The organism is Microbacterium sp. H1-D42 (assembly GCF_022637555.1).
Classification (GTDB): domain Bacteria; phylum Actinomycetota; class Actinomycetes; order Actinomycetales; family Microbacteriaceae; genus Microbacterium.
This window is the reverse complement of record NZ_CP093342.1, coordinates 962226-988609: the sequence shown is the minus strand read 5'-3', so window position 1 is coordinate 988609 and position 26384 is coordinate 962226. Positions and strand designations below refer to the sequence as shown.

General features: G+C 68.2%; 26 protein-coding genes, 1 tRNA gene and 1 pseudogene. 6 read left to right on the top strand and 22 right to left on the bottom strand.

The genetic code is table 11. The annotated features are described in order from the left end of the window. Nucleotides 1-3 precede the first annotated feature (3 nt). Complete coding sequence (locus MNR00_RS04680; protein ID WP_241928010.1) at nucleotides 4-546, bottom strand: CGNR zinc finger domain-containing protein; 543 nt, start codon at nucleotides 544-546, stop codon at nucleotides 4-6. Between the two features lie 288 nt (nucleotides 547-834). After that, complete coding sequence (locus tag MNR00_RS04675) at nucleotides 835-1494, bottom strand: YigZ family protein (protein WP_241928009.1); 660 nt, start codon at nucleotides 1492-1494, stop codon at nucleotides 835-837. Between the two features lie 83 nt (nucleotides 1495-1577). On the opposite strand from MNR00_RS04675, the gene MNR00_RS04670 reads away from it, so the two are divergent. The 3 genes from MNR00_RS04670 to MNR00_RS04660 are packed head-to-tail and all read left to right on the top strand — an operon-like array spanning nucleotide 1578 to nucleotide 4449. Beyond that, nucleotides 1578-2255, top strand: coding sequence for a response regulator transcription factor (locus MNR00_RS04670; RefSeq protein WP_241928008.1), 678 nt, complete (start codon nucleotides 1578-1580; stop codon nucleotides 2253-2255). Next, nucleotides 2255-3610: a HAMP domain-containing sensor histidine kinase gene (locus MNR00_RS04665; protein ID WP_241928007.1), complete on the top strand. Its 1356-nt coding sequence runs from the start codon at nucleotides 2255-2257 to the stop codon at nucleotides 3608-3610. The genes MNR00_RS04670 and MNR00_RS04665 overlap by 1 nt, the downstream gene beginning before the upstream one ends. 56 nt (nucleotides 3611-3666) lie before the next feature. Beyond that, nucleotides 3667-4449 (top strand): hypothetical protein, encoded by a 783-nt coding sequence (locus MNR00_RS04660; protein ID WP_241928006.1) that lies wholly within the window; start codon nucleotides 3667-3669, stop codon nucleotides 4447-4449. Nucleotides 4450-4453: 4 nt separating this feature from the next. Here the strand turns inward: MNR00_RS04660 and MNR00_RS04655 are convergent, their stop codons facing one another. Continuing rightward, nucleotides 4454-5014: a DUF1697 domain-containing protein gene (locus MNR00_RS04655; protein WP_241928005.1), complete on the bottom strand. Its 561-nt coding sequence runs from the start codon at nucleotides 5012-5014 to the stop codon at nucleotides 4454-4456. A gap of 12 nt (nucleotides 5015-5026) precedes the next feature. Then, complete coding sequence (locus MNR00_RS04650) at nucleotides 5027-5626, bottom strand: isochorismatase family protein (RefSeq protein ID WP_241928004.1); 600 nt, start codon at nucleotides 5624-5626, stop codon at nucleotides 5027-5029. Between the two features lie 468 nt (nucleotides 5627-6094). Here MNR00_RS04650 and MNR00_RS04645 point away from each other — a divergent pair, with 468 nt between their 5' ends. Beyond that, entirely contained in the window at nucleotides 6095-7762 is a 1668-nt protein-coding gene (locus MNR00_RS04645) for a sodium:solute symporter family protein (protein ID WP_241928759.1), read from the top strand. A gap of 1 nt (nucleotide 7763) precedes the next feature. Further along, complete coding sequence (locus MNR00_RS04640; RefSeq protein ID WP_241928003.1) at nucleotides 7764-7901, top strand: putative transporter small subunit; 138 nt, start codon at nucleotides 7764-7766, stop codon at nucleotides 7899-7901. Between the two features lie 60 nt (nucleotides 7902-7961). Here MNR00_RS04640 and MNR00_RS04635 read toward each other — a convergent pair. The 3 genes from MNR00_RS04635 to MNR00_RS04625 all read right to left on the bottom strand — a co-directional run bounded on the left by MNR00_RS04635 (nucleotide 7962) and on the right by MNR00_RS04625 (nucleotide 10399). Further along, nucleotides 7962-8033, bottom strand: a tRNA-Thr gene (locus MNR00_RS04635). Nucleotides 8034-8120: 87 nt separating this feature from the next. After that, nucleotides 8121-9752 (bottom strand): acyl-CoA dehydrogenase family protein, encoded by a 1632-nt coding sequence (locus MNR00_RS04630; protein ID WP_241928002.1) that lies wholly within the window; start codon nucleotides 9750-9752, stop codon nucleotides 8121-8123. Next, nucleotides 9749-10399: a TetR/AcrR family transcriptional regulator gene (locus MNR00_RS04625; RefSeq protein ID WP_241928001.1), complete on the bottom strand. Its 651-nt coding sequence runs from the start codon at nucleotides 10397-10399 to the stop codon at nucleotides 9749-9751. The genes MNR00_RS04630 and MNR00_RS04625 overlap by 4 nt, the downstream gene beginning before the upstream one ends. Before the next feature lie 122 nt (nucleotides 10400-10521). Between MNR00_RS04625 and MNR00_RS04620 the strand changes: the two genes are divergently transcribed. Continuing rightward, the gene (locus MNR00_RS04620; RefSeq protein WP_241928000.1) at nucleotides 10522-12027 is read left to right on the top strand and encodes an AMP-binding protein; all 1506 of its coding nucleotides are present in this window, start codon (nucleotides 10522-10524) and stop codon (nucleotides 12025-12027) included. Between the two features lie 38 nt (nucleotides 12028-12065). Here the strand turns inward: MNR00_RS04620 and MNR00_RS04615 are convergent, their stop codons facing one another. From MNR00_RS04615 to MNR00_RS04545, 15 genes and pseudogenes are all read right to left on the bottom strand, one after another. Next, a complete protein-coding gene (locus MNR00_RS04615) occupies nucleotides 12066-13616 on the bottom strand; it encodes an alpha/beta hydrolase (RefSeq protein ID WP_241927999.1) in 1551 nt (516 codons plus the stop codon). Further along, nucleotides 13613-14770: a DNA polymerase III subunit delta' gene (locus tag MNR00_RS04610; protein WP_241927998.1), complete on the bottom strand. Its 1158-nt coding sequence runs from the start codon at nucleotides 14768-14770 to the stop codon at nucleotides 13613-13615. The genes MNR00_RS04615 and MNR00_RS04610 overlap by 4 nt, the downstream gene beginning before the upstream one ends. Nucleotides 14771-14823: 53 nt before the next feature. Beyond that, a complete protein-coding gene (gene tmk / locus MNR00_RS04605) occupies nucleotides 14824-15450 on the bottom strand; it encodes a dTMP kinase (protein WP_241927997.1) in 627 nt (208 codons plus the stop codon). 19 nt (nucleotides 15451-15469) lie between these two features. Continuing rightward, nucleotides 15470-18310 (bottom strand): type I DNA topoisomerase, encoded by a 2841-nt coding sequence (topA, locus tag MNR00_RS04600; protein WP_241927996.1) that lies wholly within the window; start codon nucleotides 18308-18310, stop codon nucleotides 15470-15472. A gap of 112 nt (nucleotides 18311-18422) precedes the next feature. Continuing rightward, on the bottom strand, nucleotides 18423-18752 hold the full coding sequence (locus MNR00_RS04595; RefSeq protein ID WP_241927995.1) for a helicase: 330 nt from the start codon (nucleotides 18750-18752) through the stop codon (nucleotides 18423-18425). 49 nt (nucleotides 18753-18801) lie between these two features. Then, entirely contained in the window at nucleotides 18802-19176 is a 375-nt protein-coding gene (locus MNR00_RS04590; protein ID WP_241927994.1) for a TadE family type IV pilus minor pilin, read from the bottom strand. Next, nucleotides 19176-19304 (bottom strand): annotated as a pseudogene (locus MNR00_RS04585) (DUF4244 domain-containing protein); the annotation flags it as partial. The pseudogene MNR00_RS04585 and the gene MNR00_RS04590, both read right to left, overlap by 1 nt. Further along, nucleotides 19244-20980 (bottom strand): recombinase family protein, encoded by a 1737-nt coding sequence (locus tag MNR00_RS04580; RefSeq protein ID WP_241927993.1) that lies wholly within the window; start codon nucleotides 20978-20980, stop codon nucleotides 19244-19246. The gene MNR00_RS04580 and the pseudogene MNR00_RS04585, both read right to left, overlap by 61 nt. After that, complete coding sequence (locus MNR00_RS04575) at nucleotides 20962-21273, bottom strand: NUMOD4 domain-containing protein (protein ID WP_241927992.1); 312 nt, start codon at nucleotides 21271-21273, stop codon at nucleotides 20962-20964. The genes MNR00_RS04580 and MNR00_RS04575 overlap by 19 nt, the downstream gene beginning before the upstream one ends. Continuing rightward, entirely contained in the window at nucleotides 21270-21569 is a 300-nt protein-coding gene (locus tag MNR00_RS04570) for a hypothetical protein (RefSeq protein WP_241927991.1), read from the bottom strand. The genes MNR00_RS04575 and MNR00_RS04570 overlap by 4 nt, the downstream gene beginning before the upstream one ends. A gap of 193 nt (nucleotides 21570-21762) precedes the next feature. After that, nucleotides 21763-22173, bottom strand: a complete 411-nt coding sequence (locus MNR00_RS04565; protein ID WP_241927990.1) for a hypothetical protein — start codon at nucleotides 22171-22173, stop codon at nucleotides 21763-21765. Then, the gene (locus MNR00_RS04560; protein WP_241927989.1) at nucleotides 22170-22424 is read right to left on the bottom strand and encodes a hypothetical protein; all 255 of its coding nucleotides are present in this window, start codon (nucleotides 22422-22424) and stop codon (nucleotides 22170-22172) included. Before MNR00_RS04560 ends, MNR00_RS04565 begins: the two co-directional genes overlap by 4 nt. A gap of 70 nt (nucleotides 22425-22494) precedes the next feature. Next, nucleotides 22495-22902: a hypothetical protein gene (locus tag MNR00_RS04555; RefSeq protein ID WP_241927988.1), complete on the bottom strand. Its 408-nt coding sequence runs from the start codon at nucleotides 22900-22902 to the stop codon at nucleotides 22495-22497. A 308-nt stretch (nucleotides 22903-23210) separates the two neighbouring features. Continuing rightward, on the bottom strand, nucleotides 23211-23486 hold the full coding sequence (locus tag MNR00_RS04550; RefSeq protein ID WP_241927987.1) for a hypothetical protein: 276 nt from the start codon (nucleotides 23484-23486) through the stop codon (nucleotides 23211-23213). Nucleotides 23487-23719: 233 nt separating this feature from the next. Further along, nucleotides 23720-25672 carry an AAA family ATPase gene (locus MNR00_RS04545; protein ID WP_241927986.1) on the bottom strand — a complete coding sequence of 651 codons (1953 nt, stop codon included), beginning with the start codon at nucleotides 25670-25672 and terminating at the stop codon, nucleotides 23720-23722. Nucleotides 25673-26384 lie beyond the last annotated feature (712 nt).

Sequence of the window (26384 nt, the reverse complement as noted above, 5' to 3'; positions counted from 1 at the left end):
TTCTCAGGGCTCGAAGCCGGCATTCGGCTCCCAGCCACGTGCTCGGTGCCTCCGCACCGCATCGCGGTTGGAGCAGCGCACCGAGCAGTAGCGCTGGCGACCGTTGCGCGTCACGTCCACGAACACGTTCGTACAGGGTGCGGCTGCGCAACGCCCGAGCCGGTGCATCCCCCGCTCGGTCAGATGAAGCGCGGTGCCGACGCTGAAGACCGCCTCCAGCACATCCGGAAGCGAGCGACCCGCATCACGGTAGTGCAGATGCCATCCCTCCCCATCGTGATCCGTCAACTGCGGGTAGGCGGCCGCTGCGGCCATCTGTGTGTTCAGCGCAGCGGCTCGCGCTGCGTCGTCGGTGGCGTCCACAACCGCCAGCCAGCCATCAAGGACCGCACGGGTGCGGGCGTGGTCATCGGATACCGCGTCGAACGTCATGGTCATGCCGAAATCGCGTGCGCGCCGCTCGATGCCCTCACGGTCTTGCGGCCAGTCATTGGCGAGGGAAGCCGCCAGCAGAACAGCGTACTCGCCGTAAGGGTTGAGATGCATAAGGCCATTACATCATCGTGGAGGCATGACCGCATCACATACCTTGCCCATCAGGATTCCGAAGCGCATGCCGCTGCACGAGCACGGCTGGGTCACCGAATCCTCGCATCGCACGTCCGCGGGCGTGGTCGTGTACGTCCACTGCGCGGCCTGTGGCACCCGGCGGGTCGACCTTGACGACAGTACGGGCCTGCCTCCCGTACCCCAGAGCGCGGAAGTCGCAGGACGCTCGAACAGGCGACGCGGTCGCCCGGCAGCCTCCGGCGGGTGATGCCGACCGCTGCTTCCTCAGCGCGGCACGTCGATGACGCGCTCCGCGCCGGTCGCCAGCGCCGCCACAGATCCACCAGAAGCCGCCGCCACGTCTGCGGCGAGCGCAGGAAGCGCCTCCCCTGGCGCCCACACCTCGAACGTCGCCTCGGCGGAGTAGACCGTGTCCTCCAGCACAGCCCCGTGCTCGGCCGTCCACATGCGCAGCAGGTTCTCGAAGCGCCCGGCATCCGCGTGCGATACCGCCAGGGTCGCCTGCGAGAGCAGCATCCGATCCACGAGCGAAGCGGTGTCGAGCGCTTCCGACACCGCAGTCGAGTACGCGCGCACCAGCCCTCCGGCACCCAGCTTGATACCGCCGAAGTACCGCGTCACCACCGCCACCACGTCGGTGAGCTCACGCCGGCGCAGCACTTCGAGCATCGGCATGCCGGCCGTGCCGGAGGGCTCGCCGTCATCGGACGACCGCGCCCGATCACCACGGAGCCCCGTGACCTGGGCGCTGCAGTTGTGCCTGGCGTCCCAGTACCGCTTCTTCACCTCGGCGATGACCTCATCGGCGTGCTCAGGTGCGGTGACCGGCACGACGCGCGTGAGAAACCGCGACTTCTTGATCACCAGCTCGTGATCGACCGGTGCAGCGATCGTCGCAGGGAAGGGATGCGACGCTTCGGACATGCACCCAGGCTACGACCCCCGGTCACGCGGCGCTGCCCGCGCGCTTCAGTTGCGCTTCAGCATCCACCCGCAAGACTGTCATCATGCGGATCCTTCTGGTCGATGACGAAGTTCGCCTCGCCGACGGCATCCGACGCGGTCTCGAGGCCGAAGGGATGGTCGTCGACGTCGCCCACGACGGCCTCACCGGACTCGATCGCGCACGCGACGACGACTACGACGCGATCGTGCTCGACGTGATGATGCCCGGCATGAGCGGCTACCGGGTGTGTCAGGCGCTGCGCGCCGAGGGCGATTGGACGCCGGTGCTCTTCCTCACCGCGAAGGACGGCGAGTGGGACGAGGTCGAGGGTCTCGACACGGGCGGCGACGACTGGCTCACGAAGCCGTTCTCGTATCCCGTGCTGGTCGCCCGCCTGCGCGCGCTGGTGCGCCGCGGCGCCCGCGAGCGCCCGGCGGTCCTCGAAGCCGGCGACCTGCGCCTCGACCCGGCCGCCCGCCGGGTGTTCCGCGGCGACGCGGAGATCTCGCTGACCGCGCGTGAGATGGCCGTGCTCGACTTTCTGATGCGCCGCCGCGGCGAGGTGGTCACCAAGCCCGAGGTCGTCGCGAACGTCTGGGGCAGCGATTTCGACGGAGATGCGAACATCGTCGAGGTGTACATCGGGCACCTGCGCTCGAAGATCGACCGCCCGTTCGGACGCGAGGCGATCCAGACCGTGCGCGGCACCGGATATCGACTCTCGGGCACTGGCGGCTGATGGCTTCCCCGCTGCGCTCCATCCGCGCCCGGCTCACGCTCGGTGCGCTGATCGTCGTCGCCATCGCGCTGGTCGTCGGGGCGATCGTGGCCGTGCAGCTCGTGCGCGCGTCGCTCACCGACGGCGTCGCCACGACCCTGCAGCAGGACCTCGCCACGGTCTCAGCGCAGCTCGACGATGATGGCGCGAACCTGGATGCCATCGATGATGACGTCCTCGTGCGCGTGCAGGGTGGCTCCGACGATGATGACGATGACGAGGTCAGAGGCGACGACGTCAATGACTCGGATGCCCGGTCTCTGCCTGCCGTGCCGGAGGACACCACGGCGCGCATCGTCGTCGACGGCGATCCGTACCTGGCCGCCGGTACCGAGAGCGACGGCGCCACGATCACGGTCGCCAGGTCTCTGGCGGGCGTGGATGAGGCGGTGGCGGCGACGAGCGTGGTGCTCGCCGTCGCTGTTCCGCTCGTGCTCGCGCTGGTCGGAGTCGTGCTGTGGGTGGTCTCCAGCCGCGCTCTCGCCCCGGTGGAGCGGCTGCGCGTGCAGGTCGACGCGATCGACGCGACGGGCCTTGATCGGCGGGTGGATGCCGGCCGCGACGACGAGCTGGGTGCGCTCGCGCGCACGATGAATCGGATGCTGGATCGCATCGAACACGCCCAGACCACCCAGCGCCGATTCGTCAGCGATGCCTCACACGAGCTGCGCTCCCCGTTGGCGACGATCCGACAGCACGCCGAGCTCGCCCGTGCCCATCCGGAGGCGAGCTCACTGGATGGCCTCGGTCAGGTGGTGCTCGATGAGGGCGCGCGGATGCAGGAGCTCGTCGAGGGCCTGCTCGTGCTCGCGCGTCTGGACGAGGGGCGCACGCAGGCGCTTGCGCCGACCGACCTCGATGATCTGGCCCTCGCCGAGGTGCACCGACTGCGCGGCATGGGCATCGAGGTCGACGGTCGTGGCATCAGCCCTGGGCGCGTGCTCGGCAGCGAGCCCCTGCTCGCCAGGGCACTGCGCAACCTCGTCGACAACGCGGTCCGACACGCCAGCGGTCTCGTGACCATCCGCGTCTTCGAGCGCGACGGCCAGGTGCTGATGCAGGTCGAGGACGATGGCACTGGCATCCCACCAGCGCAGCGCGAGCATGTCTTCGACCGCTTCGCGCGCCTCGACGAAGCACGGGCGCGGGATGCCGGCGGAAGCGGCCTCGGCCTGGCGATCGTCCGCGAGGTCGCGCTCGCCCATGGGGGCTCGATCACGGTGGGAAGCGGCGCGGCCGGCGGAGCACTGTTCACGCTGTCGCTGCCCAGCGCACCGGCAGAGCGGCACGAGCACGCGCCGAACCGTGCTTCCTGAAGACGTCTTCAGGAGTCTTCAGGAGCGCTTCACCACCCGCGTCGCAGAGTAGAAGCATGAACAGCAACGAGAACACCCAGCCACTGACCGATGACCTGGTTGCGGATGCCGCACCCGCCGCACCGGTGAAGGGACGCCGGCGCCGCAACGCGCTGATCGGCGCCGGCGCCGCGGTTGCACTCGTGATGATGGGTGGCGGCGCGTACGCCTTCGCCAGTTCGAACGGCGACAACGCAAGCGACGTGGGCACGCACGCATCGTCCACCGGCAGCCAGTCCGCCGACGACCACTCCGATGACGCTGACGACCACTCCGATGACGGCGGGCGCGACGACGACGGGCGTCACGACGACGCTGACGACCACTCGGATGACAGCGACGATGACTCGCGCACCTCTGGGGCCCCGCGCGCAGCATCCGATGAGGCGGCGCTCCGCAATGCAGCCGAAGCGGCCATCGCCCACGCAGGCGGAGAGGGCGTCACGTCGATCGACGTGGAGCGCGGCGGCTACGACATCGATGTGCGCCTCGCCGACGGCACCGAGGTCGACCTGTTCGTGCGCACCGACGGCACGATCCGCACGGATGACGATGACGACGACAGCGATGACGACAGCAGCGAGCCGCTGCTCGATCTCGCGAAGCTCGGCGACATCCTCGCCGCGGCCCAGTCCGCGGCGACCGCGAAGGCCGGATCGGCGGGCGTGATCGAGTCGATCTCGACCGACGACGAGTCGTCGAAGGCGTATGAGGTCGAGCTGCGCCTCGACGATCGCCGCGACGTCGAGGTCGAACTCGCCGGAGACCTGACCGTGGTCACGGTCGACATCGACGACTGAAGGGCTACGCCGGCGCAGTCAGCTCGATGAGCTTGCGCAGCGTGTTGAGGTTCCTGGCCGTGCCGGCCGTGCCCAGTGCACGGTCGAGCACGGCCTTCGTCAGCTTGGTCGAGGCGACTCCGCCCTCGCCGTAGTCGAACCAGAGGTCCTTGCCGATCAGGGCGATCCGCTCCCCCGGCTGCAGTCGTGGCGTCAGCTGCTCGATCGCCGCGGGCGCAGGATCCCCCTCGAGGAACATCACATGCAGCATCTTGTCGAGCGGCGCGTCAGGGAAGGGGTTGGCTTCCAGCGCAGCGACCAGTTCACCGTTGGTGCGCAGGATCACCGGAGTGTCGACATCGAACCGCTCCGCGATCAGCGCCCGGACCTGGGCGCACATGGCTGCCGGATCACCGGCGAGGTCGCAGAGGATATTGCCGCTGGCGATGTACGTCGACACCCCGGTCAACTCGGTGCGCTCGGAGAGCAGGTCGCGCAGCTCGGCCATGGGCACCCGGCCTGTGCCGGAGACGTTCACGGCTCGAAGCAGCAGCGCGCAGCGCTCACCGTGGCTGCTCTCAGTCACGACTGCATCCGCTCACCCGGCATCGCCGCTGACAGCATCCGCACTGACCGTCAGCACCGCGCCGGCGTGCGCGAGCTCGGCCAGCGCCGCCTCGCTGGATTCTGCACCGACGCCGGCGATGAGGTCGGTGAGCACACGCACGTGGATGCCGTGCGCGATGGCATCCGACGCCGATGCGCGCACGCAGTGATCCGTCGCGATGCCGACCACGTCGGCATCGGTCACCCCGTGCGCTGCCAGCACCTCGCCGGTCGTCTCACCGCTCTCGGTGATGCCCTCGAACATCGAGTACGCCGGGATGCCCTGCCCCTTGCGCACGTGGTGCGTGATGGCGTCCGTGACCAGCAGCGGATCGTAGTCGGCACCCATGGTCTCCGCCACACAGTGCACCGGCCACGAGTCGACGTAGTCCGGTGTGTCGGAGAAGTGCCCGCCGTTGTCTCCCTCGACGTCATGCCAGTCCCGTGAGGCGAGGATGACGGCGTAGTCGCCTGCGCGCGCGGCGAGCAGGTCGGAGACGGCGGATGCCACAGCATCACCGCCCTGGACGGCAAGCGCTCCGCCCTCGGTGAAATCGTTCTGCACGTCGACGATCAGCAGTGCCCTGGTCATGTCTCGAGCGTACGCCGCAGGAGCGCGCATTTGACTTGGCTGGCGTGCTTGCTACCTTGGAAGGGCGGGCCGGATGCGCTCGCAGCGCTGTTGCCGCTCGCGAGCGCCGGTCCGCAGGGGTGAGTTCCCCGGTTTTGCTGGTGCGCCACGAAGCGCCCCCTGTGTGACTCAGCGCGCATGCTGCTCCGGCCACGTGCGGACGGCTCTGCCGTTCGCGCATGCGCGAGCCACCCCGGGCTACGGGTGTGTCCGCGTGTGCTCACCGACGAAAGGAACTGCATGCCGGCCCGCGTGACGCCCGCCTTCTCCCCCGATTTCACACTCGTATCGAGCCCGCTCAAGGCCACCCTGCCCAACCGTTAGCACTCTCTCGTTCCCGACTACCCGGCGCCTGCCGGCGCCAGACGAGAAGAGAGAGACAACGTGGATAATCTGCAAACAATCTCAGGACCGATCGTGGTCCTGCTCATGCTGCTGTTCTTCGGCGGCAGCCTGTACATGTCGCTGCGCATCCGCAAGCGCACCGAGAACGCCGATGACTATATGACCGGCGGCGGCAAGATCGGATTCGGCATCTCGGCGGCATCCATGACCGCCACCTGGATCTGGGCGTCATCGATGTACGCCTCCGCCACCTCGGGATACACCTACGGCATCTCCGGCCCCATCCACTACGGGCTGTGGGGCGCCCTGATGATCCTGCTGATCTACCCCTTCGGCAAGCGCATCCGCCAGGTCGCGCCGAAGGCCCACACCATCGCCGAGGTGATGTTCGCGCGGCACGGCCGCTCCAGCCAGTTGATGCTCGCCGGCTCGAACGTGCTCGGCAGCATCATCAGCCTCACCTCCAACCTGATCGCCGGCGGCGCGCTGATCTCGATGCTCTCGCCGTTCAGCTTCGGTCAGGGCATCCTCGCCATCGGGGCCGGTGTGCTGCTGTACACGCTGTGGTCGGGCTTCCGCGCCTCGGTGCTCACCGACTTCGCACAGGTCGTGGCCATGCTGGGGGCGGTCATCGTGATCATCCCCGTGGTGTTCTTCGCCGCCGGCGGCCCGAGTCTGTTCGAGACGGGGGCATCGAACCTCACTCCGCAGCAGGCGGACTTCTTCTCATCCGACGCGTTCTTCAACCAGGGAGCGCCGTACATCGCCGCCGTACTGGCGTATGCGATCGGCAACCAGACCATCGCGCAGCGACTGTTCGCCGTGCGTGAGGACCTGATCAAGAAGACGTTCATCACGGCGACCTTCGGGTACGGCGCGACGATCATCGGCGTCGGGATGCTGGGAGTCATCGCACTGTACGCGGGTGTCACGCCCGAGGGCGGCGACGTGAACAACCTCATCCCGCAGATGGCGGCCACCTACCTGTCGCCGCTGCTGCTGTGCGTGTTCTTCGTGATGATCATCGGCTCGCTGTCGTCGACGGCGGATGCTGACCTGACTGCGCTGTCGTCGATCATGATGGCCGACATCTACGGCCAGAACGTCGCCGGCAAGAAGAAGGCCAACCCGCGCATGATGGTGCTCGTCGGCCGCATCACGATGATCGTGGCGATGGTGGCCGGCCTGTACTTCGCGGGCAGCCAGTTCAACATCCTCGATCTGCTGGTGTTCGTCGGTGCGCTCTGGGGCGCGCTGGTTTTCCCCGTGATCGCGAGCTTCTACTGGAACCGCGTCACCAACCTGGCCTTCTCGGTGTCGGTGGTCGTCGCGCTGGCGGCGTTCCTGCCGGTGCGCTTCGAATGGGTCGATCTGAACGGCCCGATCGGGATCGTGTCCGACGTGCTCTCGACCATCGGCATCGGCGTGGTGCTCGGCCTGATGTCGTTCGGGTTCTTCGGCAAGCGGATCGCACTGATCGTCGGAACCGTCGCCACGCTCGCAGCGGCACCGTTCGCGATCGGGTTCCTGCACACCTATCCGGTGCTCTCGGGCTCGCTGATCGCCTACGCGGTGTCGACAATCGTCTGCGTCGCGCTGACTCTGCCGAGCAAGAAGGCGGACTTCGACTTCGAGCTCATCAAGCAGCGCACCGGCGACTTCGACTCGGTCGACACCGGCGAGCTGAACACGGAGCTGGCGCAGCTCACCGAGGCCCAGAAGCCCCTGTCCGCAGAGAACGAGAGGAACTGACATGGAACTGACGACCATCGCTTTGACCGCCTACGTACTGGTCTGGCCAGTGATCGTGGCGGGAACGCTCACGGTCATCGTGCGCGCCTTCGTCAAGGAGGCCCGCCAGGCCAAGGCTGAGGGCCGCAGCATCATCTGATCGCTGCCGTCCGCAGAGACGATCAAAGGCCCGGGATGCTGACATCCCGGGCCTTTCTCGAGCCACCTGTCAGGATTGAACTGACGGCCTTCCCATTACGAGTGGGATGCTCTACCACTGAGCTAAGGTGGCGTGCGCGGTGAACCGCGGCACGATCATCGATCCTACTATGCCGAGGCGGTCAGTGCGAAACCGAGCGGGTCCCGCTGCCGCGGGCGCCTATGCCCGCGCGGCGATCGCCCCGGCATCCACTCCCGTCGGCAGCTCGCCGAACAGGAACCCGGTCGCATCCTCCCCCAGCCGCGACGCCACGAATCCGTCCGCGACGGAGGCCGGGGCGTGCTGCACCAGCAGCGCGCCCTGCAGCGCCAGTGCCAGCGCGCTGATCAGTCCGCGGGCACCTCCCTCGGGCGCAGCATCCGATGCCATTTCCGCCGCCACAGACCGCACCAGCGCGCGGGTGCGGTCCAGGTGCGCGTCGAGACGGGCATCCGCGCCGCGTGCCAGCGACACCTCGGCATCGAACGCCTCGAACGACGACGGCTCGCGAGCCAGTGCCCGCAGCACGTCGAGCGCGATGACGTTGCCTGAACCCTCCCACACGGCCATGACCGGCTGCTCGCGGTAGCGCATCGCCAGTGGGAAGTCCTCGGTGTAGCCGTTGCCACCGAGGCACTCGAGTGCCTCGGCCGCGTGCGCGGGACCGCGCTTGCAGGCCCAGTACTTCATCACCGCGGTGCCGAGGCGCGCGAATCCGGCATCCTGCGCCGACGCGTCGATGTCATATGCTCGCGCCAGGCGCAGTGCCGCGGCGGTGACTCCCTCGGCCTCGAGCTGCAGATCGGCGATCACGCCGGTCATGGCGGGCTGATCGATCAGCGTGCGCCCGAAGGCCGCACGGTGGCGCACGTGCCAGGCGGCCTCGGCCGCCGCTTGGCGCATGCCGGCGAGTGAGCCGAGGATGCAGTCCAGCCGGGTGTTCGTGACCATCTCGATGATCGTGCGCACGCCGCGCCCCTCGTCACCGATCAGGTGGCCGATGGCGCCGCGGTACTCCACCTCGCTGGAGGCGTTGGCGGCGTTGCCGAGTTTGTCCTTCAACCGCATGATGTGCATCGCGTTGCGGGTGCCGTCCTCGCGCAGCCGCGGCATGAGGAAGCAGGACAGCCCACCGGGGGCCTGCGCCAGCACCAGGAATCCATCCGACATCGGCGCCGAACAGAACCACTTGTGCCCGGTCAATTCGTAGCGGCCCTCGCCGATCGGCACGGCGACCGTGGTGTTGGCGCGCACGTCGGAGCCACCCTGCTTCTCGGTCATCGCCATGCCGAAGAGCGCGCCTTCCTTGCCCGACACGAGCCTGCCGTCGTACGAGCGTGAGAGCAGTCGCGGCATCCACTCCGCCGCGAGTTCTGGCTGCTGCGCGATCACGGGCGCTGCCGAATGCGTCATCGACGCCGGGCACGCGTGGCCGGGCTCGATCTGCGCGTAGAGCATGAAGGTCGCGGCCCTGGCCACGTTGGCACCTGGACGCGGGTCTGCGAAGGCGCTGGTGTGCGCGCCGTCGGCGACCGCCGCCGAGATGATGCGGTGATACGACGGGTCGTACTCGACCTCATCGATGCGGTGGCCCCAGCGGTCGTGCGTGCGCAGCTCGGGCTTGTGGCGATTCGCCCGGCGCGCATCGTGCTGGAACTCGGCCGTGCCGACGTGCACGCCTGTGGCGTGCAGTGCCTCGTCGGCCCACGCCGCGTCGTACCGCGCGACGCCCTCGACGAGGGCGACGTTGGCCGCGTACTCGTCGATGTCGACTCGTGCTGGCGCCTGGTTGAAGACCTCGTGCGTGCTCATGATCCTTCTTCGCTGACGTCGTCGGACGTGGGGCCGGATGCCCGATCGGATGCTGACCGCGCGCCGACCGCCCGAAGGCACAGTCCAGTGATGGCAGCGACGATGGCATCCGGATCGTCGTCGTCCGTCGTGACGGGAGCGAGTGGCCCTGCAAGCGCCTCGCCGATCGCGCCCACGATCCCTGCCGCGCTGATCCGGGCATCCTGCACGGCGAACTCGCCGTCACGCACACCCTGGGTCACGATCTCGGTGGCGATGTCCGCATAGCCGCGCCGGTAGGCGAGGCGCTCCTCGTCGATCGCGCGGCCGACCGGCTCGACCAGGAGCGCCCAGGCCAGCCGTCCCCCGCGCAGCGCACGGGTGGCGAATGTCTCGATCAGCGCGAGCAGCCGGCCGGTGGCATCCGACGCGTCCACGGCCGCGATCGCCTGATCCACGGCCGCCATCTCAGCGCCGGCACAGCGGCGGAACACCTCGGCGAGCAGGTCATCGAGCCCATCGGCGTAGCTGTAGAGCAGACCGGCGCTCATGCCGGCACGAGCGGTCACGGCTTTGACCGAGGCGGCCCCGAAACCGGAGTCTCGCACGATCGCCGTGGCGGCCTCGATGAGATCCTCCCGCCGACCTGCTTCTCGACGCTGTGTCATCCGTGCCTCCTTGCTCGGGTTCCCAAGAGCATTGAATCGTGATTCAATAAGGGCATTGAATCACGATTCAACGGACGTGGCAATGCCGCCCGGACGCCCCCCACGACGATGTGAGAACCCGAATGAACCTGACCTGGATGCTGGAGCGCTCCGCCCGCACCTTCGCAGACAAGCCCGCCATCGTCTCCGATCTCGGCACCCTCGACTACCGCGAATTGCTCGCGGCGTCGCGCCGTGCGGCCGCGGTGTTCCGCGACGCCGGTGTGCAGCCCGGCGACCGCATCGGGGTGATGGCCTTCAACACCCCGGCCTTCGTCGTCGCGGCCTTCGGCCTGTGGCGAGCGGGCGCCGCCCTCGTGCCGATCAACCACAAGCTCACTGCCCGCGAGGTGGCGTACATCGCCGAGCATGCCGGGCTGCGACTCGTCGTCGCTGATGTCGACGTCGCTGATCGCGTGCGCGAAGGGGCGCCGGATGCCCGGGTGCTGACCTGCACCGACGACGCCGCAGGCGAGTTCGACGTGCTCGTGGCCGCCGCCGAGGAATGGGACGGCGTCGACGTCGCCGGTGACGCGATCGCCGAGGTGCTCTACACCTCGGGCACCACCAGCAGCCCGAAGGGCTGCCTGCACACCCACGAGGGTCTGTCGAACGTGCCCGCCTACACCGCAGCCGCGGTCGGCCTGCAGCGCGAAGACCGCTTCCTGATCGCGATGCCGATCTGGCACGCGTCACCGCTGAACAACTGGTTCCTCTCGATGATGTATCTCGGCGGCACGGTCGTGCTGCTCAAGGAGTACCACCCGGTGCACTTCCTGCAGGCAGTGCAGCAGCACCGGGTCACCGCGTTCTTCGGCGCCCCGATCGCGTACCTCGCTCCCCTGAAGGTGCTGCCCGGCGTCGGCATGAGCCTGACGGACTTCGACCTCTCCTCCATGCGGCTGTGGGCATACGGCGGGGCACCGCTGGGCGCCGACACGGTGCGCACACTGCAGGCTGCCTACGGCAGCGACAACTTCTACCAGGTGTACGGCATGAGCGAGATGGGCCCGGTGGGCTCGGCGCTGTACCCTGCCGAGCAGATCGCCAAGGCCGGCGCGATCGGAGCCGGCGGGATGCCAGGAGTCGACATCCGCGTCGTCAGCGAGGACGGACTCGACGTCGCCGCCGACCATGTCGGCGAACTGTGGATGCGCTCGTCCACGCGAATGGCCGGCTATCTGCACGACGAAGCGGCGACGGATGCCGTGTTCGTCGACGACTGGTATCGCACGGGCGACCTCGCCAGGGTCGACGCCGACGGATACCTCTTCATCGTCGACCGTCTCAAGGACGTCGTGATCACCGGCGGCGAGAACGTGTACTCCCCCGAGGTGGAGGAAGCTCTGCGCCAGCATCCCGCCGTCACCGACGCCGCCGTCATCGGTCGCGTGCACGCGGAGTGGGGCGAGACCGTCGTGGCCGTCGTGGAGTCCACGGGCGATCTGGATCTCGACGAGGTGCGCACGTTCCTCGCCGATCATCTCGCCAAGTACAAGATCCCGCGCGAGCTGATCGTGCGCGAGACCCTGCCTCGCAACCCGTCAGGCAAGGTCACGAAGCACGTGCTGCGCGGCGAACTGGTCTGATCAGCGCGCGCGACTGTGAGCAGGGGCCTGCACCGCGATCACTCGCAGCGCAGGCCGTCCTCTGGCACGGTGCCGCCGATCAGGAAGTCCTCGACAGCCGCATCCACGCACGAGTTGCCCTTGTTGTAGCCGGTGTGGCCCTCGCCGACGCGGGTGACGAGCACGCCGTTCTCGAGCTGATCGGCCAGTGACTCCGACCACTCGTACGGCGTCGCAGGGTCGTTCGTGGTGCCGACGACGATGATCGGCCCTGAGCCGGACGCCGCGATCTCGCCGCGCGTGCCAGTAGGGGGCGTCGGCCAGGTCTTGCACGGATCCGGCCCATCCCAGTACGGCGCGAAGGTCGGGGCCTGCTTCTCGATCTGCTTCATCACCGCGGCCTCCGCGGCGGGGTCGTCCTCCACCGGGTAGTCCACGCAGTTGTACGCCCGGAACGCCTCGGACGAGTTGTCGAGGTAGGTGCCGTCGACGTCGCGGTTGTTGTAGCTGTCGGCCAGTGCCATCATCACCGACGGGTCACCCTGCAGCGCCGCCGTGATGCCCTGCGTGAGGTACGGCCAGCTCTGCTCGCTGTACAGCGCAGTGATCGTGCCGGTGACCATGGTGTCGACGGTCAGCATCCGACCGTCGCCGTTCTCGAGCGGCGTGCGGGCGATGCTCGCCAGCAGCGCCTGGAAGTCGGTGAGCGCCTCATCGAGCGAGCCGCTGAACGGGCACTCGCTGGTGCCGAGGCAGTCCTGCAGGTACGCGCGCAGCGCCGACTCGAAACCGGCTGCCTGCGTGGCGCCGACCTCCAGCCCTGGAACGGCCGGGTCGATGGCGCCATCCAGGACGAGCCGCTGCGCGCGCTCGGGGTACAGCTTCGCGTAGGTGGCGCCGAGGAACGTGCCGTACGAGTAGCCGAGGTAGTTCAGCGTCTCATCGCCCAGCACTCCGCGGATGAGATCCATATCGCGCGCGGAGTTGACCGTGGTGATGTACGGCAGGATGCCATCACTGTTGGCCTCGCACGCGTCGGAGTAAGCCTGGTTGCGCGCCGTGACCGCGTCCTCCCATTCGGCGCTGCCGCGCTCGCCCGGCACGACGCCGTAGTTGTACTCGTCCATCTCAGCATCGTCGAGACACGTCACCGCAGTGGAGCGGCCGACGCCGCGCGGGTCGAAGCCGATCACGTCGAAGCGCTCGATGAGGTCGGGCCCGACGGCGAACTCGAGTGAGTCGGCGACGAAATCGTAGCCGCTGCTGCCCGGTCCACCCGGGTTGATCAGCAGCGACCCCTGGAACTCGCCGGTCGCCTGGTGACGCACGAGCGCGAGCGAGATCTCGCCCTTGTCGGGGTTGTCCCAATCCAGTGGCGCCGTGAGGTCGGTGCAGTCGAAGCGCGCGCCGCACGACTCCCAGGTGACTTCCTGCGTGTAATAGGGCATCAGCTCGGGCGAGACGCCAGCACTGTCAGGGGCGCGGGTCGTCGACGGCTGAGTGTCGGGGATCTGCGAGTACAGGCAGCCGGAGAGGGCGACGGTCGCGACGGCGAGGCCGGCGACGAGTGTGATCAGCCGGCGCAGGCGGGGCTTGAGTCGGTGGTTCACGGGGTCCTTCCGCTGGAGACGGTGACGAGCAGGCTCTCGAGGGCGAGCAGAGGCGCGACGTTGCGGTCGAGTGTCTCGCGGGTGTCGGCGATGGCGTCGAGCACGAGGATCGTGCGCTGCACCGGCCAGGCTTCCGCCAGCGCTTCGAGCTCGGTGAGCAGTTCGCGGTTGATCAGGTCGTCGCTGCGCCCGAACTGCAGCATCACGACATCGCGGTACATCGACTGCAGGTCGGTGAGCACGCGGTCGATGCCGTCGCGCAGGCTGCGGGTCGCGCGCTTCTTCTGGTCGTCCTCCAGGGCAGCGACCTGAGAGCGCACGGCCGGAGGCACCGCCTGCCCTTCGGCGACGCCGACCATGCGCAGCAGCGCTGCGCGCTCAGCGGCGTCGCGTTCGGTGCTCAGTGCCTTCGCGTCGTCGGTGGCGGCCTGGATGATGTGACCGGCGACCTCGACGGCCGTGCTGACGCCGCGCACGCTCAGCACCGCACGCAGAGTCTCGTCGCGGCGTCGGCGTGCGTCGTCATGACCGGCCAGTCGCTGCGCCATGCCGATGTGTCGCTGGGCATGGCGGGCGGCCTGCTCGGCGATTACCTCATCGACACCCGTGCGCATGCTGATCAGTCGTGCGACGTCGTCGACTTCGGGTTCGCGCAGGCGCAAAGTGCGCACGCGCGAGCGGATCGTTGGCAGCAGGTCGGCCTCGCTGGGGGCGCACAGCACCCAGACGGTGCGCTCGGGGGGCTCTTCGAGCGCCTTCAGCAGCACGTTCGAGGTGCGCTCGACCATGCGATCCGCGTCCTCGACGACGATCACGCGGTAGCGGCCGGCTGATGGCGCGAAGTACGAGCGCTCCACGAGGGCGCGGGCCTCTTTGATCGTGATGATCACCTTGTCGGTGCGCAGCGCCGTGACGTCAGGATGCGTGGCGGCGAGCACCTGGCGCATCGTCGCCTCATCCCCTGGATGCTCAGCGATCAGCGCGGCGGCGAACGCATAGGCGAGCGTCGATCGACCGGAGCCAGGGGGGCCAGTGATCAGCCAGGCGTGCGACAGCGCCGCAGGGTCGGATGCTGCCTGCTGCAGCGTCTGCACGGCGGCATCCTGACCCCACACGTCCGACCACGGGAAGGGGGCGGTCGCGACGGAGGTCATGCCGTCAAGCCTAGCCACGAGTTCCGACAGTCTCCTGCGCGCGGGATGGACACTCAGAGCAGGCGTGCGATGCGCGCGCGCACCAGCACGGCGATGTCATCGGGGTCGGCGGTCGCATCGACGACGAGGAAGCGCTGGGGCTCGGCCGCGGCGAGAGCAAGGAACGCCGCCCGCACGCGCGCGTGGAACTCCTCCTTCTCGGCCTCGAGCCGGTCGAAGGGCTTGTCGTCCGCGTCCAGCCGTTGGCGCGCGAGTGCAGGATCGATGTCAAGCAGCACGGTCAGATCCGGCAGCGCACCCTCGGTCGCCCAGAGCGACAGGTCGCGCACCTCGCCGGCATCCAGCACGCGCCCCGCGCCCTGGTAAGCGACGGACGAGTCGAGATAGCGGTCCTGGATGACGACGTCGCCACGCTCGAGTGCCGGTCGCACGACGGTCGCCACGTGGTGTGCGCGGTCGGCGGCGTACAGCAGCGCCTCGGCGCGCGGCGCGATGTCGCCACGGTGATGCAGCACGATGTCGCGGATGAGCACGCCCACCTCGGAGCCGCCGGGCTCGCGGGTGTGCAGCACGGTGCGTCCCTGCTCGCCGAGCCAGGTGGACAGCAGCGCCGACTGAGTCGACTTGCCCGATCCGTCACCGCCCTCGAACGTGACCCAGAGCCCGTCGGTCCGGGTCACGAATTCGCCTTCGCGTTCGCTAGGACTCACTGCGCTCGCTCAGCACGCGGTTCGCTGCACGGGTCGCGGCGGCCTTCTTCGCCGCGGCCGAGCGGGCGGCGGCCTTCTCGGCATCCGACTTCGCCGTCTTGGCGGGCGCCTTCTTCTTCGCAGCGGGCTTCTTGGCCGCGGCCTTCTTGGCCGGAGCCTTCTTGGCTGGAGCCTTCTTCGCGCCGCGCTTGACCGGCCCCTTGGCACGCTTGTCGGCCAGCATCTGCACGGCGATCTCGAACGTGATGTCGTCCGGCGTCTGCCCGCGCGGGATCGTCACGTTCGTCTCGCCGTCGGTCACATACGCGCCGAACCGGCCGTCGCGCACGCGGATCGGCTTGCCGCTGACCGGGTCGGCATCGAACTCGGCGAGCGCGCTGGATGCCTTGCGGGCACCGTACTTCGGCTGCGCGTACAGCTCCAGAGCCTGCTCGAGCGTGATGTCGAAGATCTGCGACTCGCTCTCCAGCGAGCGCGAGTCGGTGCCTTTCTTCAGGTACGGACCGAACCGGCCGTTCTGTGCCGTGATCTCCTCACCCGACTCCGGGTCCTTGCCCACGACCCGCGGCAGGCTGAGCAGCTGCAGCGCCGTGTCGAGGTCGATGGTGTCGACCGACATCGAGCGGAACAGCGAACCAGTGCGCGGCTTGGGAGCGGTGTCCTTCTTCGCCTTCTTCTTCGGCTTCTCGACCTCGACGACCTCACCGGTGGCGGTGTCGACGGCGTCGTCCTCGGAGACGGGATCGTTCTCCTGCACGTACGGACCGAAGCGACCATCCTTGACGACGATGATCTTGCCGTTCTCGGGATTCTCCCCCAGCACGCGGTCGCCGGCGACGGGGGCGTCGACGAGCTCCTGCGCCTTCTCAGCCGTCAGTTCGTCCGGCGCGAGATCCTCTGGCACGTTGACGATGCGCGGCTTCGCGTCCGGGTTCGCCGGATCGACGACCTCGAGGTACGGGCCGTACTTGCCGAAGCGCAGCGTGGCCGTGTCGGTGATGCGGGTGGAGTTCAGCGCACGCGCGTCGATCTCACCCAGGTTGTCGACCACCTGTCGGAGCCCGACCTGGTCATCGGCACCGTAGTAGAACCGGCGCAGCCACTCCACGCGATTCTGCTCACCACGCGCGATCGCGTCGAGGTCGTCCTCGAGAGCGGCGGTGAAGTCGTAATCGATCAGGGTGGCGAAATGCTGCTCGAGCAGCCGCACCACGCTGAACGCCAGCCAGGTCGGCACGAGCGCCTGGCCGCGCTTGGTGGCGTAGCCTCGGTCGATCACCGTGCCGATGGTGCTGGCGAAGGTCGACGGACGACCGATGCCGTGCTCCTCCAGCGCCTTCACCAGCGAAGCCTCGGTGTACCGCGGCTTCGGTGTGGTGCGGTGTCCCTTGGCGACAGCATCCGACATCCCCACCTCGTCGCCGACGGCGACGGCGGGCAGCGACTGGTCATCGGCCTTGTCCTGCGAGTTGCGCTTCTCGTCGCGTCCCTCTTCGTAGGCCTCGAGGAAGCCGCGGAACGTGTAGACGGTGCCGGATGCCGTGAACTCGGCCTTCTGACCGGCAGCGTCGGCCTCGAGAGTGACCGTGGTGGTCTCGTACTTGGCATCCGACATCTGGCTCGCGACGGTGCGCTTCCAGATCAGGTCGTACAGGCGCTGCTCGTCGCGGTCGAGGCCAGACGAGACCGACGACGGCGTACGGAAGGTGTCGCCGGACGGGCGGATCGCCTCGTGCGCCTCCTGCGCGTTCTTGCTCTTGGACTTGTACACGCGGGGCTTCAGCGGCACAGCGGCGTCGCCGTACAGCGCGACGGCCTGGCTGCGCGCGGCCTGGATCGCCTGCGTGCTCAGCGCGACCGAGTCGGTGCGCATATAAGTGATGTACCCCTTCTCATAGAGACGCTGGGCGACGCCCATGGCGTGCTTCGCGCTCATCGAGAGCTTGCGACCGGCCTCCTGCTGCATGGTGGAGGTGGTGAAGGGAGCGTAGGGGCTGCGCGTGCCTGGTTTGGCCTCGACCTTGCTGACGGTCGCACTGCCTGCGGCCTCGACCGCGGCGGCGAGGGCGTTCGCCTGTTCCTCCGAGAGGATGACGACGGCCTTCTTCAGCTTTCCGGTGTCGTCGAAGTCGGTGCCGCGGGCCAGCTGGCCGCCGTCGACGCGCACGAGGCGGGTAGAGAACGCCTGACCGGTGGCGGCTGCCATCGCCTCGACGTCCCAGTACTCGGCCGAGACGAAGGCCATCCGCTCACGTTCGCGCTCGACGATCATGCGGGTGGCGGCGGACTGCACGCGGCCGGCCGAAAGCCCGGACTTCACCTTGTACCAGAGCACCGGCGAGACGTCCCAGCCGTACAGGCGGTCGAGGATGCGTCGGGTCTCCTGCGCGTCGACCAGGGCGAGGTCGAGCTCGCGCGTGTTGCCGACCGCTGCCTGGATCGCGTCCTTGGTGATCTCGTGGAAGACCATGCGCTTGACGGGAACCTTGGGCTTGAGCGTCTCCAGCAGGTGCCACGCGATGGCTTCGCCCTCGCGGTCCTCATCTGTTGCGAGCAGGACTTCGTCGGCGCTCTTGAGCGCGCGGCGCAGCTCGGCGACCGTCTTGGTCTTGCGGTCGGAGACGACGTAGTAGGGATCGAAGTCGTTCTCGACGTCGATCGAGTACTTCCCGTATGCCTTCTTGTCGTCGGCCGGGATGTCCTTCTTGTCGGCGAGGTCGCGGATGTGGCCGACCGAGCTGAGCACCTCGTAACCGTCGCCGAGGTAACCCTGGATCGATCGCATCTTCGTCGGGGACTCGACGATGACGAGCTTCTTGCCTTCAGCCAAGGGTGCGTCCTTTCTTCGAAGCACACCATACACACCGCATTCCCGGTGTGGGCCGAGAGTATCGATGAACGGGCGCCATCGAAACCACTGATGCGGTGTGAGGGAATCGTCGTCATGGATCCTCGGGTGGGCCCGCTCGGGCCCGGGAGACGGCGACGAGACCAGCGTACGCGGATCTGACCTCGACTGTCGCCGTGAATACATCGATGCGACACGCCGAGAGGGTCGCATCGGATGCTGCCGCGACGCGTTCCGCGAGCACGCAGGGGTCATCCGGTGTGGTGATCGCGCCCGATGCGGCATCGGCTGCGGCGAGCGCTGCGGCATCGGCGGCGCCGGCCGCGCGCTGGGCGGTGACGGCGGCACCGCCCACGGCGGCGAGGCCGAGTGAGAGGGTCGCCGCGACCGTCAGCACGCCCGCGGCGAGCGCTGTTCCTGCCATAATCCTGTCCTCCTTGCGTTCTTCTCTCGTCGCTCACAGACCGTCTGCTTCACAGGCCGCCCGCGAGCGCGCAGCTGGATGCCCGAAGCGGCACCGAGATGATGCGGCCGACCTTCAGATCGATCGATGCGGTGACGCAGACCAGGTCACCGGCGGCGCGCGAGTCAGAGCGGGCACCGGCGACGGAGGCCGAGACGACGCCGGCTGCCCTGGCCTGACTCTCACCACGACCGAGCAGCCGGGCGGCGTCCGCAGCGGCATCCTGCAGCGACACCTGCGTCGCCGCGGCGCTCAGGGCGCCGACGCCGAGCAGCAGTGCCAGCAGCGCCGCCGGGAGCGCGACGGCGAGCTCGGCCGCGACCGATCCGCGCTCACCGCGGAGTGTTCCGCGCGTGCCGCCGTCGCTCTCCCGACCGATGCGCATCACGCCACCGTCAGCGCCCGTCGGACCAGATCGGTGAGGATGCCACGCACCTCATCGGAGCGCATGATCACGACCAGCAACCCGGCGAAGGCCACCGCGGCCATGGAGCGACCCCCGGTGCTGACTGAGCACCGCTGGGTGAATCAGCCGGGGTCGGACTAGCCGACGACCCGCTGGTGCCCGAGTCCGTGCCCCACATGCGCGGGTCAATGACCCCGCTGATCGCAACCGATTCAGGCATCCCAGCAACCACCGGACCCGAGCAGACCACGGACACCTGGAGGATCCGCACCACCTCGGCGCGTTCCGCGTCCGCCAGCGTGTGGAGCCGCCCCCGTGCGCGGTCCGCCAGCGCGGCCACGTCGCTGAGGGCCTGGTTCCGCGCCTCCTCCGAGGACACCAACGCCTCGTACCCGACCAGCCGCTCGCGGGCGGCGGAAAGCTCCCGCTTGAGGTCGGCCACCAGCGCGGCCTGTCGCCGCTCGTCCTCATCCGAGTCCGCGAGGAGCACCCCCCGTTCGGCCTTCGCGAGCCCACGTTCGAAGCGCTCGATTTCTGCCCGCACGCCATCCAGCGCCCGCCGGTCCGCCTCGGCGTCGCCGCCCTCCTCTGGCAGGGCAAGGTAAGCCCGAGCCGCCGCCTCCAGCCGCGCCGGGTCCGACAGGATGCGGACCACCTCGGCCCAGACCAGCTCCTCAATCGGGAGCGCCCGAAGTTGAGGGCAGGAGCACCGGTTGGCCCCAGCGGACTGGCGGCGGGTGGCACACCGGTAGGCACCCTGCCACGCCTCACGGGGCAAGTTCACGCCGTACATCGCGTGGCCCTCGTGGGTGAACACCCTGCCCGTCAGCAGTCGAGACACCGCCGGGTTTGCCACCGTCCCGGTGCTCCGGCGTTCGAGGGCGCGAATCAGCGCCCGGTGCTCGGCGGCGGTGAACACGGGGTTGCCGAGGTCGATCTCGACTGGCGCGCCGTAGACCGGATTGCCCTGGCGGTCCACCTTGGCTTTGTGTCGGCGTTGCCCTCCGGCTCCGCTGGTCTTTGGCAGACCCCAGATGACCTTGCCGGTGGAGTGGGCCGGGTTGCGCCACATGTGGCGGACTACCTCTGCGGACCACCGATCGGCCTTGCGCGGCTTGATTCCGGCATCATTGAAGTGCTCGGCCACCTGATAGGCGTTCTTGCGGCGTTTTACCAACAGGTCATACCCGAGCCGGAGGACCTCGCGCTCTGCCTCGTCGACGACCACCCGAGAATCCCGCTTCGACCCCACTCGGCGATACCCGTAGGGCGGCTCGCCCCCGGGCAGGCGGTTCTGACGGGCGAGCGCCCGCTGACCGGCCACGGTCTTGATGAGGATCGACTCACGGTCGAGCTCCGCGATGGCGCAGAACTGGGCGAATACGAACCGGCCCGAGGGTGTGGAGGTGTCGATCATCGATTCCTGCACCGACGCGATGCCGACCCCCACTTCGGCCAGGTCGTCGGCCACTTCTGCGGACACTCGGAGCTTGCGGGAGAGCCGCGACAGGTTCAACACAACCAGCACGTCGAACTCGCCCCGCGCGGCGTCCTGGATCGCGCGCCGGAGCTCGGGTCGGCTCCTCACCGGGAGGGTGCCGGACATCACGTCTTGGTAGACCTCGCCCGTGAACTCCCAACCCTTCGATTCGATGAACTCGACTCCGAGTCGGGCCTGGTCCTCCAGGGAGGTCGAGCCTTCCCCTGCTTGCTCATCCGTTGACACGCGGGTTAGCACGGCGGCGCGTGTGATCTTGCTCTTCGTCACGATGTGACCTCCCATTCGAGGTTGGTGGCGCGGTTGTCGGCCTTGTGACCGTTGAGGCGCTTGGCCCTCGCGCCCACAGGCGGCTCCCCGTGGAACGCCCGAGCGACCAGCCGATGTACCGCGAGGGTCTTGCCGCCCTGCGGGCCGTAGAGGCGCACGATGGCGTTTCCGGTGGTCGGGTTGACAGGTGTGGACAGGACGTACCCTGCGGGGCGTCCCTGGCTGGGGCGGGCGTTGCGGATCTGGCCGGAGTCCGAGACTTCGTAGAGCCCTTCGAACCCGGGGACGGGTCGCCATTCGTGATTCACTCGGCCCTCACCTCCTGGGCGTCGGCCTCGGCATGCTTGGCGACGAGGCGCTCGGCGGCGCGGGTGAACTTCGCGCGAAGGGCCTCGCTCGGCAGGGCCTTGGCCTCCGCGTTGATGAGGGCCTTGGTGACGGGCTTACCGTCCTGCTGGGTGTTGATGAGCCCGCCAAGCAGGGCGGAGACGTGGCGGGCGTCGTGCCCGGGGCGGTAAATCGCCTTGGGTCCGACCGCCTCGTGGCAGGTGCCGCAGGCGCAGGTATTGAGGGGGATCTCGACGGCGATTGCCTTGGCGCTCATGGGGTATCCGTTCTTTTGTCTGACCAGGTATTTCCTGATCCACTTTCAAGCAAAATGTATCGAGATATATCGCGTCAAGATTCCGTGCAGTCCGGACGTGTCGTCGCGTCGCGAGCCGCTCGGTGAACTGCGCCCCGACACGCCACGGACGGAGTAGCCACCGGTCGTGGTGCAGTCCGACTGGGAAGCGCGCTCACGACGCGGCTACCGCGTCGGGCTCGGGGGCGTGACGGCGCTCGTACCGTTCAAACTTGGCGACCCGTGAGGCATGCGACTCGCCCTGCCCCGTGCAACGTTCGCCGATCCGCGCCCTGCAATTCGCGCACGTCCACGCCAGCTCCGGACGTTCGAGGATCGGCGTGAGCGCCACGACGACCTCGGCGGCGGTAAGGCCTCGCTGATAGTCGCTCCGACCAGAGATACCCCAGTAGAAGCTTCCCCCGACGTAGCCGAGGTCAAGGTAGTTCGGGCCACCCCAGAACTGCTTGAAACCTGACACTGACTTGGGGTCTTCCAACAGCCGCTGGAGGTGGCCCACCCCCCTTACCGTGGGGTGGATATTGATGCCTGCCAGGCTCGGCGCGTTCTCCGCTGACTCAGTCATCGCTCGTCCTCCTCGTCAGGCTCCGGCACGTACCACGCGATCTCCTGGTGCCCCTCGTCCCAGGCGACCTCGATCTGCTCGGTTACCCAGAGGTTCCACAGCGCCGCGCTAGTCGCGAGCGACTCCATCCGATCCAGCATCCGAGCTAGCGCCCGGGGGTCTGCGCCGCCCCGGGTGTGCATGACGAACTCGCCCGTGGCGCGCTCCTTCTGCTCCTGGGTGAGCCTGTCCCAGTTGTTATTCGTGTTCATCGTGTGCTCCTTTCGTGAGCGTCTCGGGTGCCCGGTGCCGCCACCGAAGCAACGGCACCGGGCCAGTTCGTTACTGCCAGTCGCGCAGGGCCCTGTTCACCGAGCGCTTGATCGGTCCGAACTGCTCCAGACCCGCGAACTCGTCCTCGGCCCCGATCTTCTCCAGCACAGCGAAGGCGAACGTGAGCACCATGTCGATGTCATCGACTCGCCTGAAGAGCTTCCAAGATCGGGACTCCCGGATACGGCGGATCGCGTGCTTGACGTCCGGAGCGGTCACGCAGTCGAAGTGGCGGACAGCTCGGCGGCGGTCCTCCAGCATCTCCTCACTGAAAAAGCCACCCTCGACAAACCACGCAGGCGTGGCGGCGGGGTTGCCACTGGCGCACTGTAAGAGCTCCTGAAAGTCGCTCTCGTGCAGGTCATCCAGCGTGTGAATCTTGGTCGTCCGAACCGGGGTCTCGGTGTTCTTGCTCATGTCGTGCTCCTTGTTGGTGTTGGTGTTGGTGTTGGTGTTGGTGTTGGTGTTGGTAACGAAGGTCGGGCGGCGCGGAGGTGCCCGCGCGTTTGTTTCGCAGTCGGACGCTGGGCCGACGCGCCGTTCCTCGGCGCTGTGGGCCGCGTCGGATTGTTCGGCGGGAATCTGGTCATGTGGGCTCCGGGGCGTAGCCAGGCTTGGGAGTGACCGTCCCCGGCCTCCGGTAGGGCTGTCCGTGACCTCGCGCACCACCCGGGCACTCTCGGCGGGGTGCGAGCTCCCCGAGCCCTGCGAGAAGCGAAGGGCACTCACTGGTTCTTGTCCTTCGGCGCGTCGGTGGTGGTGGGCTGCTTGCGCCCGGTCTTGCCTCGCGCGATATGCGACGGCCGCGGTCGCCACGTTCGCTCGGCCCGGGCGTAGTGGGTCTTGCAGAGCCCGAGCAGACGAGCGCTGTTCTGGCATCCGGGCACCCAGCAGTCGGGTGCGGTCGGCGCAGGCCCCCATGAGGCCACCTCGTCGGCGTGCGGGACCAGCCACGCAGGCCAGGTGGGCAGAGTGCCGGGGGCCTGCTGGTGGTCGGTCATTTCCGCGCCTCCTTGGTGGGCATCAGGTGTTGCCGAGGTGTCAGGAACGGCGGTCATCGTCGGTGTCCCCGTGAATCTCCCCGTCTCCCCGCCCCTAAAAGGGGGGCGGGGAGATTGGGTGGGGACGCTGGCGGGGAGACTCGGGGAGATTCGGGGAGGTCCCGTCATGACGGGGCTCTCGGCTCGGGGAGATTCCGGGGAGACTGGGGCGGGGAGATTCCGGGGAGATTGCATCAGAACCCCACCTCCCCGACGCCCGCGAGAGGTGCTTTCGTCACCGCGTCCGGGTGTCCTGCCGGGTACCACAGCGAGGCGTTGCGCTCGCCCTTCTTCCAGCCGATCCGGCCACCTTCGAGCATCGCCTTGAGGGTCTTCGTCTCGTCACCCTTCTGGAATGGCACGCCCGCCGTGCGCAGGTTCTCGGTGACGCCCTTGGTGTTAATCCCGGGCTCTGCCGCGACGGCTCGCAGGATCGCCGGTTCGAGATCGCTCTGCTTCTGGGCGAGCTTCACCTCGCGCCGTGAGCCCTCGCCGGTCAGCGAGAGCCGGTACGTGGTCGGGTCGAACGCCAGTTGCATCTCCTCGATGTCCACGTCGCGGCCCTTCGCCTCGATGTAGGTCGACCTATCGCCCTTTTCCCGATCCCCGGGCTTGAGCCAGATGATCGAGTCCGGGTGGTCCTCCAGTGCGGACGCGCCGCGCGAACGGTCGGCGTTCCAGCCCGCGTGTACGTTCAGTACCACGTCCGTGGCTCCGACCTCCGAGCGGGCGAACACGTCGAGATCTGACAGGAATGCTTGCACCTGGGTGTTGTCCTGCTGGCTCTCGCCGTAGAACGCACGGCTGAACGGGTCAACGAACAGGAACTCGACCTTCCGCCCGCGCAGGTACTCTGCGAGGTCGGCTCGATCCTGTGGGTGCAGGAGCGGGTTCCGGCGACCTCGGAGTGTGACGATGTCGAACCGGTCAGGGTCGACGCCTACGAGGTTGGCCCAGTGCGCCACCTGCTTGGCCGCAACCTCGAAGTTGAGGAGCGCGATGCGCCCTTCGACCGGTTCGACGGGGAACTGCCCGAGGAAGTCGCGTCCGCTGAGGAGCGAGTCTGCAAGGTTCAGGTTGAATGTGGTCTTGCCGGTCTTCCGTGCGGCCACCACGGTCGTAAACCCCTCGGAGAGCAGGAGCCCGTCGACTCTGAACCGTTCAGTGTCGGGCCGGGCGAGGATCTCGGCGAGCGAGCCCACGTCGAACGGTTCGGCGGGTTCGAGTTCTGCGAGCGTGCGGGCGAACAGTGCCTTCGCCTCGTGCTCGACGAGCTTTGACTCCACCCGCTCCGCGACTCGCTGTTGGCGCTCGTCCGCATCCTCCGGTTTTGCCTGTTCCGTTGCCCAGATCGATTCGAGGACTTTCTCGGTGTCCTCGTAGTCGGGATCGACCTTCGCGGCGGCGTCCCTGACGTGCCATTCGTAGAGGTCGCGCTTCGTCCGGTACTGCTGGGCGTAATGTCCGGCCACGCGGGTCAGCCAGTCGTTCATCTCTCCGGTCCCGCGCTCCGGCGGGCTCCCGAGAAGCTGGACGACCCCGGACCCACCGAACCATGCCCCGCCCTCCGGGAGGTCGAGAGAGGCCAAGGAGGACCCAGCGTCGGGGGTCTTCCGCTCGCCCGGGGCGGGCTTGCCGTGTGCGGCGAAGATCGCGCGCACCTCGTCATCAGTCAGGGTGTGCTCCGGCACTGACTCGTCGGCGACCGTGTAGGGCTTGAGGGTGTCAGGGTGAAGCGACGGCGGCAGGACCACGTACGAGCCGTGCGTGGCCCGGATGTCAATCCCGTGCCCGAGGACGTGGGCTCCGGGCCGGATGAGGCGCGCGAGGTCGCCGCCAACCCGATAGATCAGGTGCGAGTTACCGTTGCCCCGCCCGCTGAGGTGCTCCCTCGTCGTGGGGAACACGTCGGACTGCTTGCCACCGTGTTGGACGTCGAAGTCGAAGACGACACGTCCGAGGGTCGCGCCGCCGATGTTGGCGTCCGGATAGCGGGCGAATAGTCGCCGGATGGCCTCGGGGTCGGTCGAGGCGTCGAGGACGCCGTGCCCGAGCTTGCCGCATCGCCCGTCACACTTCGGACCCTTCTCGCCCTTGTGGGCGCTGGGGATCGCGGGGGTCTTGTCGTTGCGGCGGAGCGGGAACACCGGCCAGCCGTGCGCGGCCCATTCGAGAGCGGCGGTCAGCGCTAGGTTGTCGCCAGGCTCGCTGGACTCCAGCGCGTGACGTGGGGGCCTCACCAGTGGCCTCCGACAGCTCGGAGGATGAGGTAGGCCGCGTAGACGGCGAGGTACCCGGCGCTGAGGGTGGTCCCGGTCGCGATGAGCAGACGCTCGCCGACCTGGTGGAGCGTCACGAGGCCACCGCCTCGGCGGGAGCGAACAGGAGCCGGAGCAGGTACGCCAGATCGGCGTCAGCGATGGGAGCGGGTTTGAAGTCGGCGGACGTGGGTGAAACGGACAACGGAGGAGTCCCTCTAGGAGGGCGTCTAGCTACTGCACCGAGTGGTGCCTCGCCGCCGGTCTACGGTGCCGGTTCCCGTCGCCTCGCCCACGCCTGGGGTCGGACTCTCTCTGATGTCTCTTCTTCTCGGGGCGCTGAGCGCCTTGCGGGACCCATCAAATCACCCCCAGTACGTGTAGCGCAAGTAACCCGGTTCTCCCCGACGTGTCGCATGCCCTCGCCGGGATATGGCGAGACCCTCGGAGTAGGCGTCCTCCGAGGGTCCCTAGGGCTCTCACTGCCAGACCCAATTTTACCGTTTCATCTGGGATTCTGTCTATGCGTCACGCGAGCGGGTGGGCGCGGGCGGGCTCTGGCCGGATACGACTCCGCCCCCAGCTGGGAAGGACTGGGGGC

Bases quoted from the DNA above. Each gene is read 5' to 3' on its own strand.
- MNR00_RS04590 (WP_241927994.1), bottom strand. From the start codon at position 19,176: ATGCGCATCGGTCGGGAGAGCGACGGCGGCACGCGCGGAACACTCCGC.
- MNR00_RS04650 (WP_241928004.1), bottom strand. From the start codon at position 5,626: ATGACCAGGGCACTGCTGATCGTCGACGTGCAGAACGATTTCACCGAG.
- MNR00_RS04645 (WP_241928759.1), top strand. From the start codon at position 6,095: ATGCTGCTGTTCTTCGGCGGCAGCCTGTACATGTCGCTGCGCATCCGC.
- MNR00_RS04670 (WP_241928008.1), top strand. From the start codon at position 1,578: ATGCGGATCCTTCTGGTCGATGACGAAGTTCGCCTCGCCGACGGCATC.
- MNR00_RS04555 (WP_241927988.1), bottom strand. From the start codon at position 22,902: ATGAGCAAGAACACCGAGACCCCGGTTCGGACGACCAAGATTCACACG.
- MNR00_RS04570 (WP_241927991.1), bottom strand. From the start codon at position 21,569: ATGAGCGCCAAGGCAATCGCCGTCGAGATCCCCCTCAATACCTGCGCC.
- MNR00_RS04630 (WP_241928002.1), bottom strand. From the start codon at position 9,752: ATGAGCACGCACGAGGTCTTCAACCAGGCGCCAGCACGAGTCGACATC.
- MNR00_RS04595 (WP_241927995.1), bottom strand. From the start codon at position 18,752: ATGGCAGGAACAGCGCTCGCCGCGGGCGTGCTGACGGTCGCGGCGACC.
- MNR00_RS04640 (WP_241928003.1), top strand. From the start codon at position 7,764: ATGGAACTGACGACCATCGCTTTGACCGCCTACGTACTGGTCTGGCCA.
- MNR00_RS04620 (WP_241928000.1), top strand. From the start codon at position 10,522: ATGAACCTGACCTGGATGCTGGAGCGCTCCGCCCGCACCTTCGCAGAC.
- MNR00_RS04680 (WP_241928010.1), bottom strand. From the start codon at position 546: ATGCATCTCAACCCTTACGGCGAGTACGCTGTTCTGCTGGCGGCTTCC.
- MNR00_RS04560 (WP_241927989.1), bottom strand. From the start codon at position 22,424: ATGAACACGAATAACAACTGGGACAGGCTCACCCAGGAGCAGAAGGAG.
- MNR00_RS04550 (WP_241927987.1), bottom strand. From the start codon at position 23,486: ATGACCGACCACCAGCAGGCCCCCGGCACTCTGCCCACCTGGCCTGCG.
- MNR00_RS04610 (WP_241927998.1), bottom strand. From the start codon at position 14,770: ATGACCTCCGTCGCGACCGCCCCCTTCCCGTGGTCGGACGTGTGGGGT.
- MNR00_RS04580 (WP_241927993.1), bottom strand. From the start codon at position 20,980: ATGGGAGGTCACATCGTGACGAAGAGCAAGATCACACGCGCCGCCGTG.
- MNR00_RS04675 (WP_241928009.1), bottom strand. From the start codon at position 1,494: ATGTCCGAAGCGTCGCATCCCTTCCCTGCGACGATCGCTGCACCGGTC.
- MNR00_RS04565 (WP_241927990.1), bottom strand. From the start codon at position 22,173: ATGACTGAGTCAGCGGAGAACGCGCCGAGCCTGGCAGGCATCAATATC.
- MNR00_RS04660 (WP_241928006.1), top strand. From the start codon at position 3,667: ATGAACAGCAACGAGAACACCCAGCCACTGACCGATGACCTGGTTGCG.
- MNR00_RS04665 (WP_241928007.1), top strand. From the start codon at position 2,255: ATGGCTTCCCCGCTGCGCTCCATCCGCGCCCGGCTCACGCTCGGTGCG.
- MNR00_RS04625 (WP_241928001.1), bottom strand. From the start codon at position 10,399: ATGACACAGCGTCGAGAAGCAGGTCGGCGGGAGGATCTCATCGAGGCC.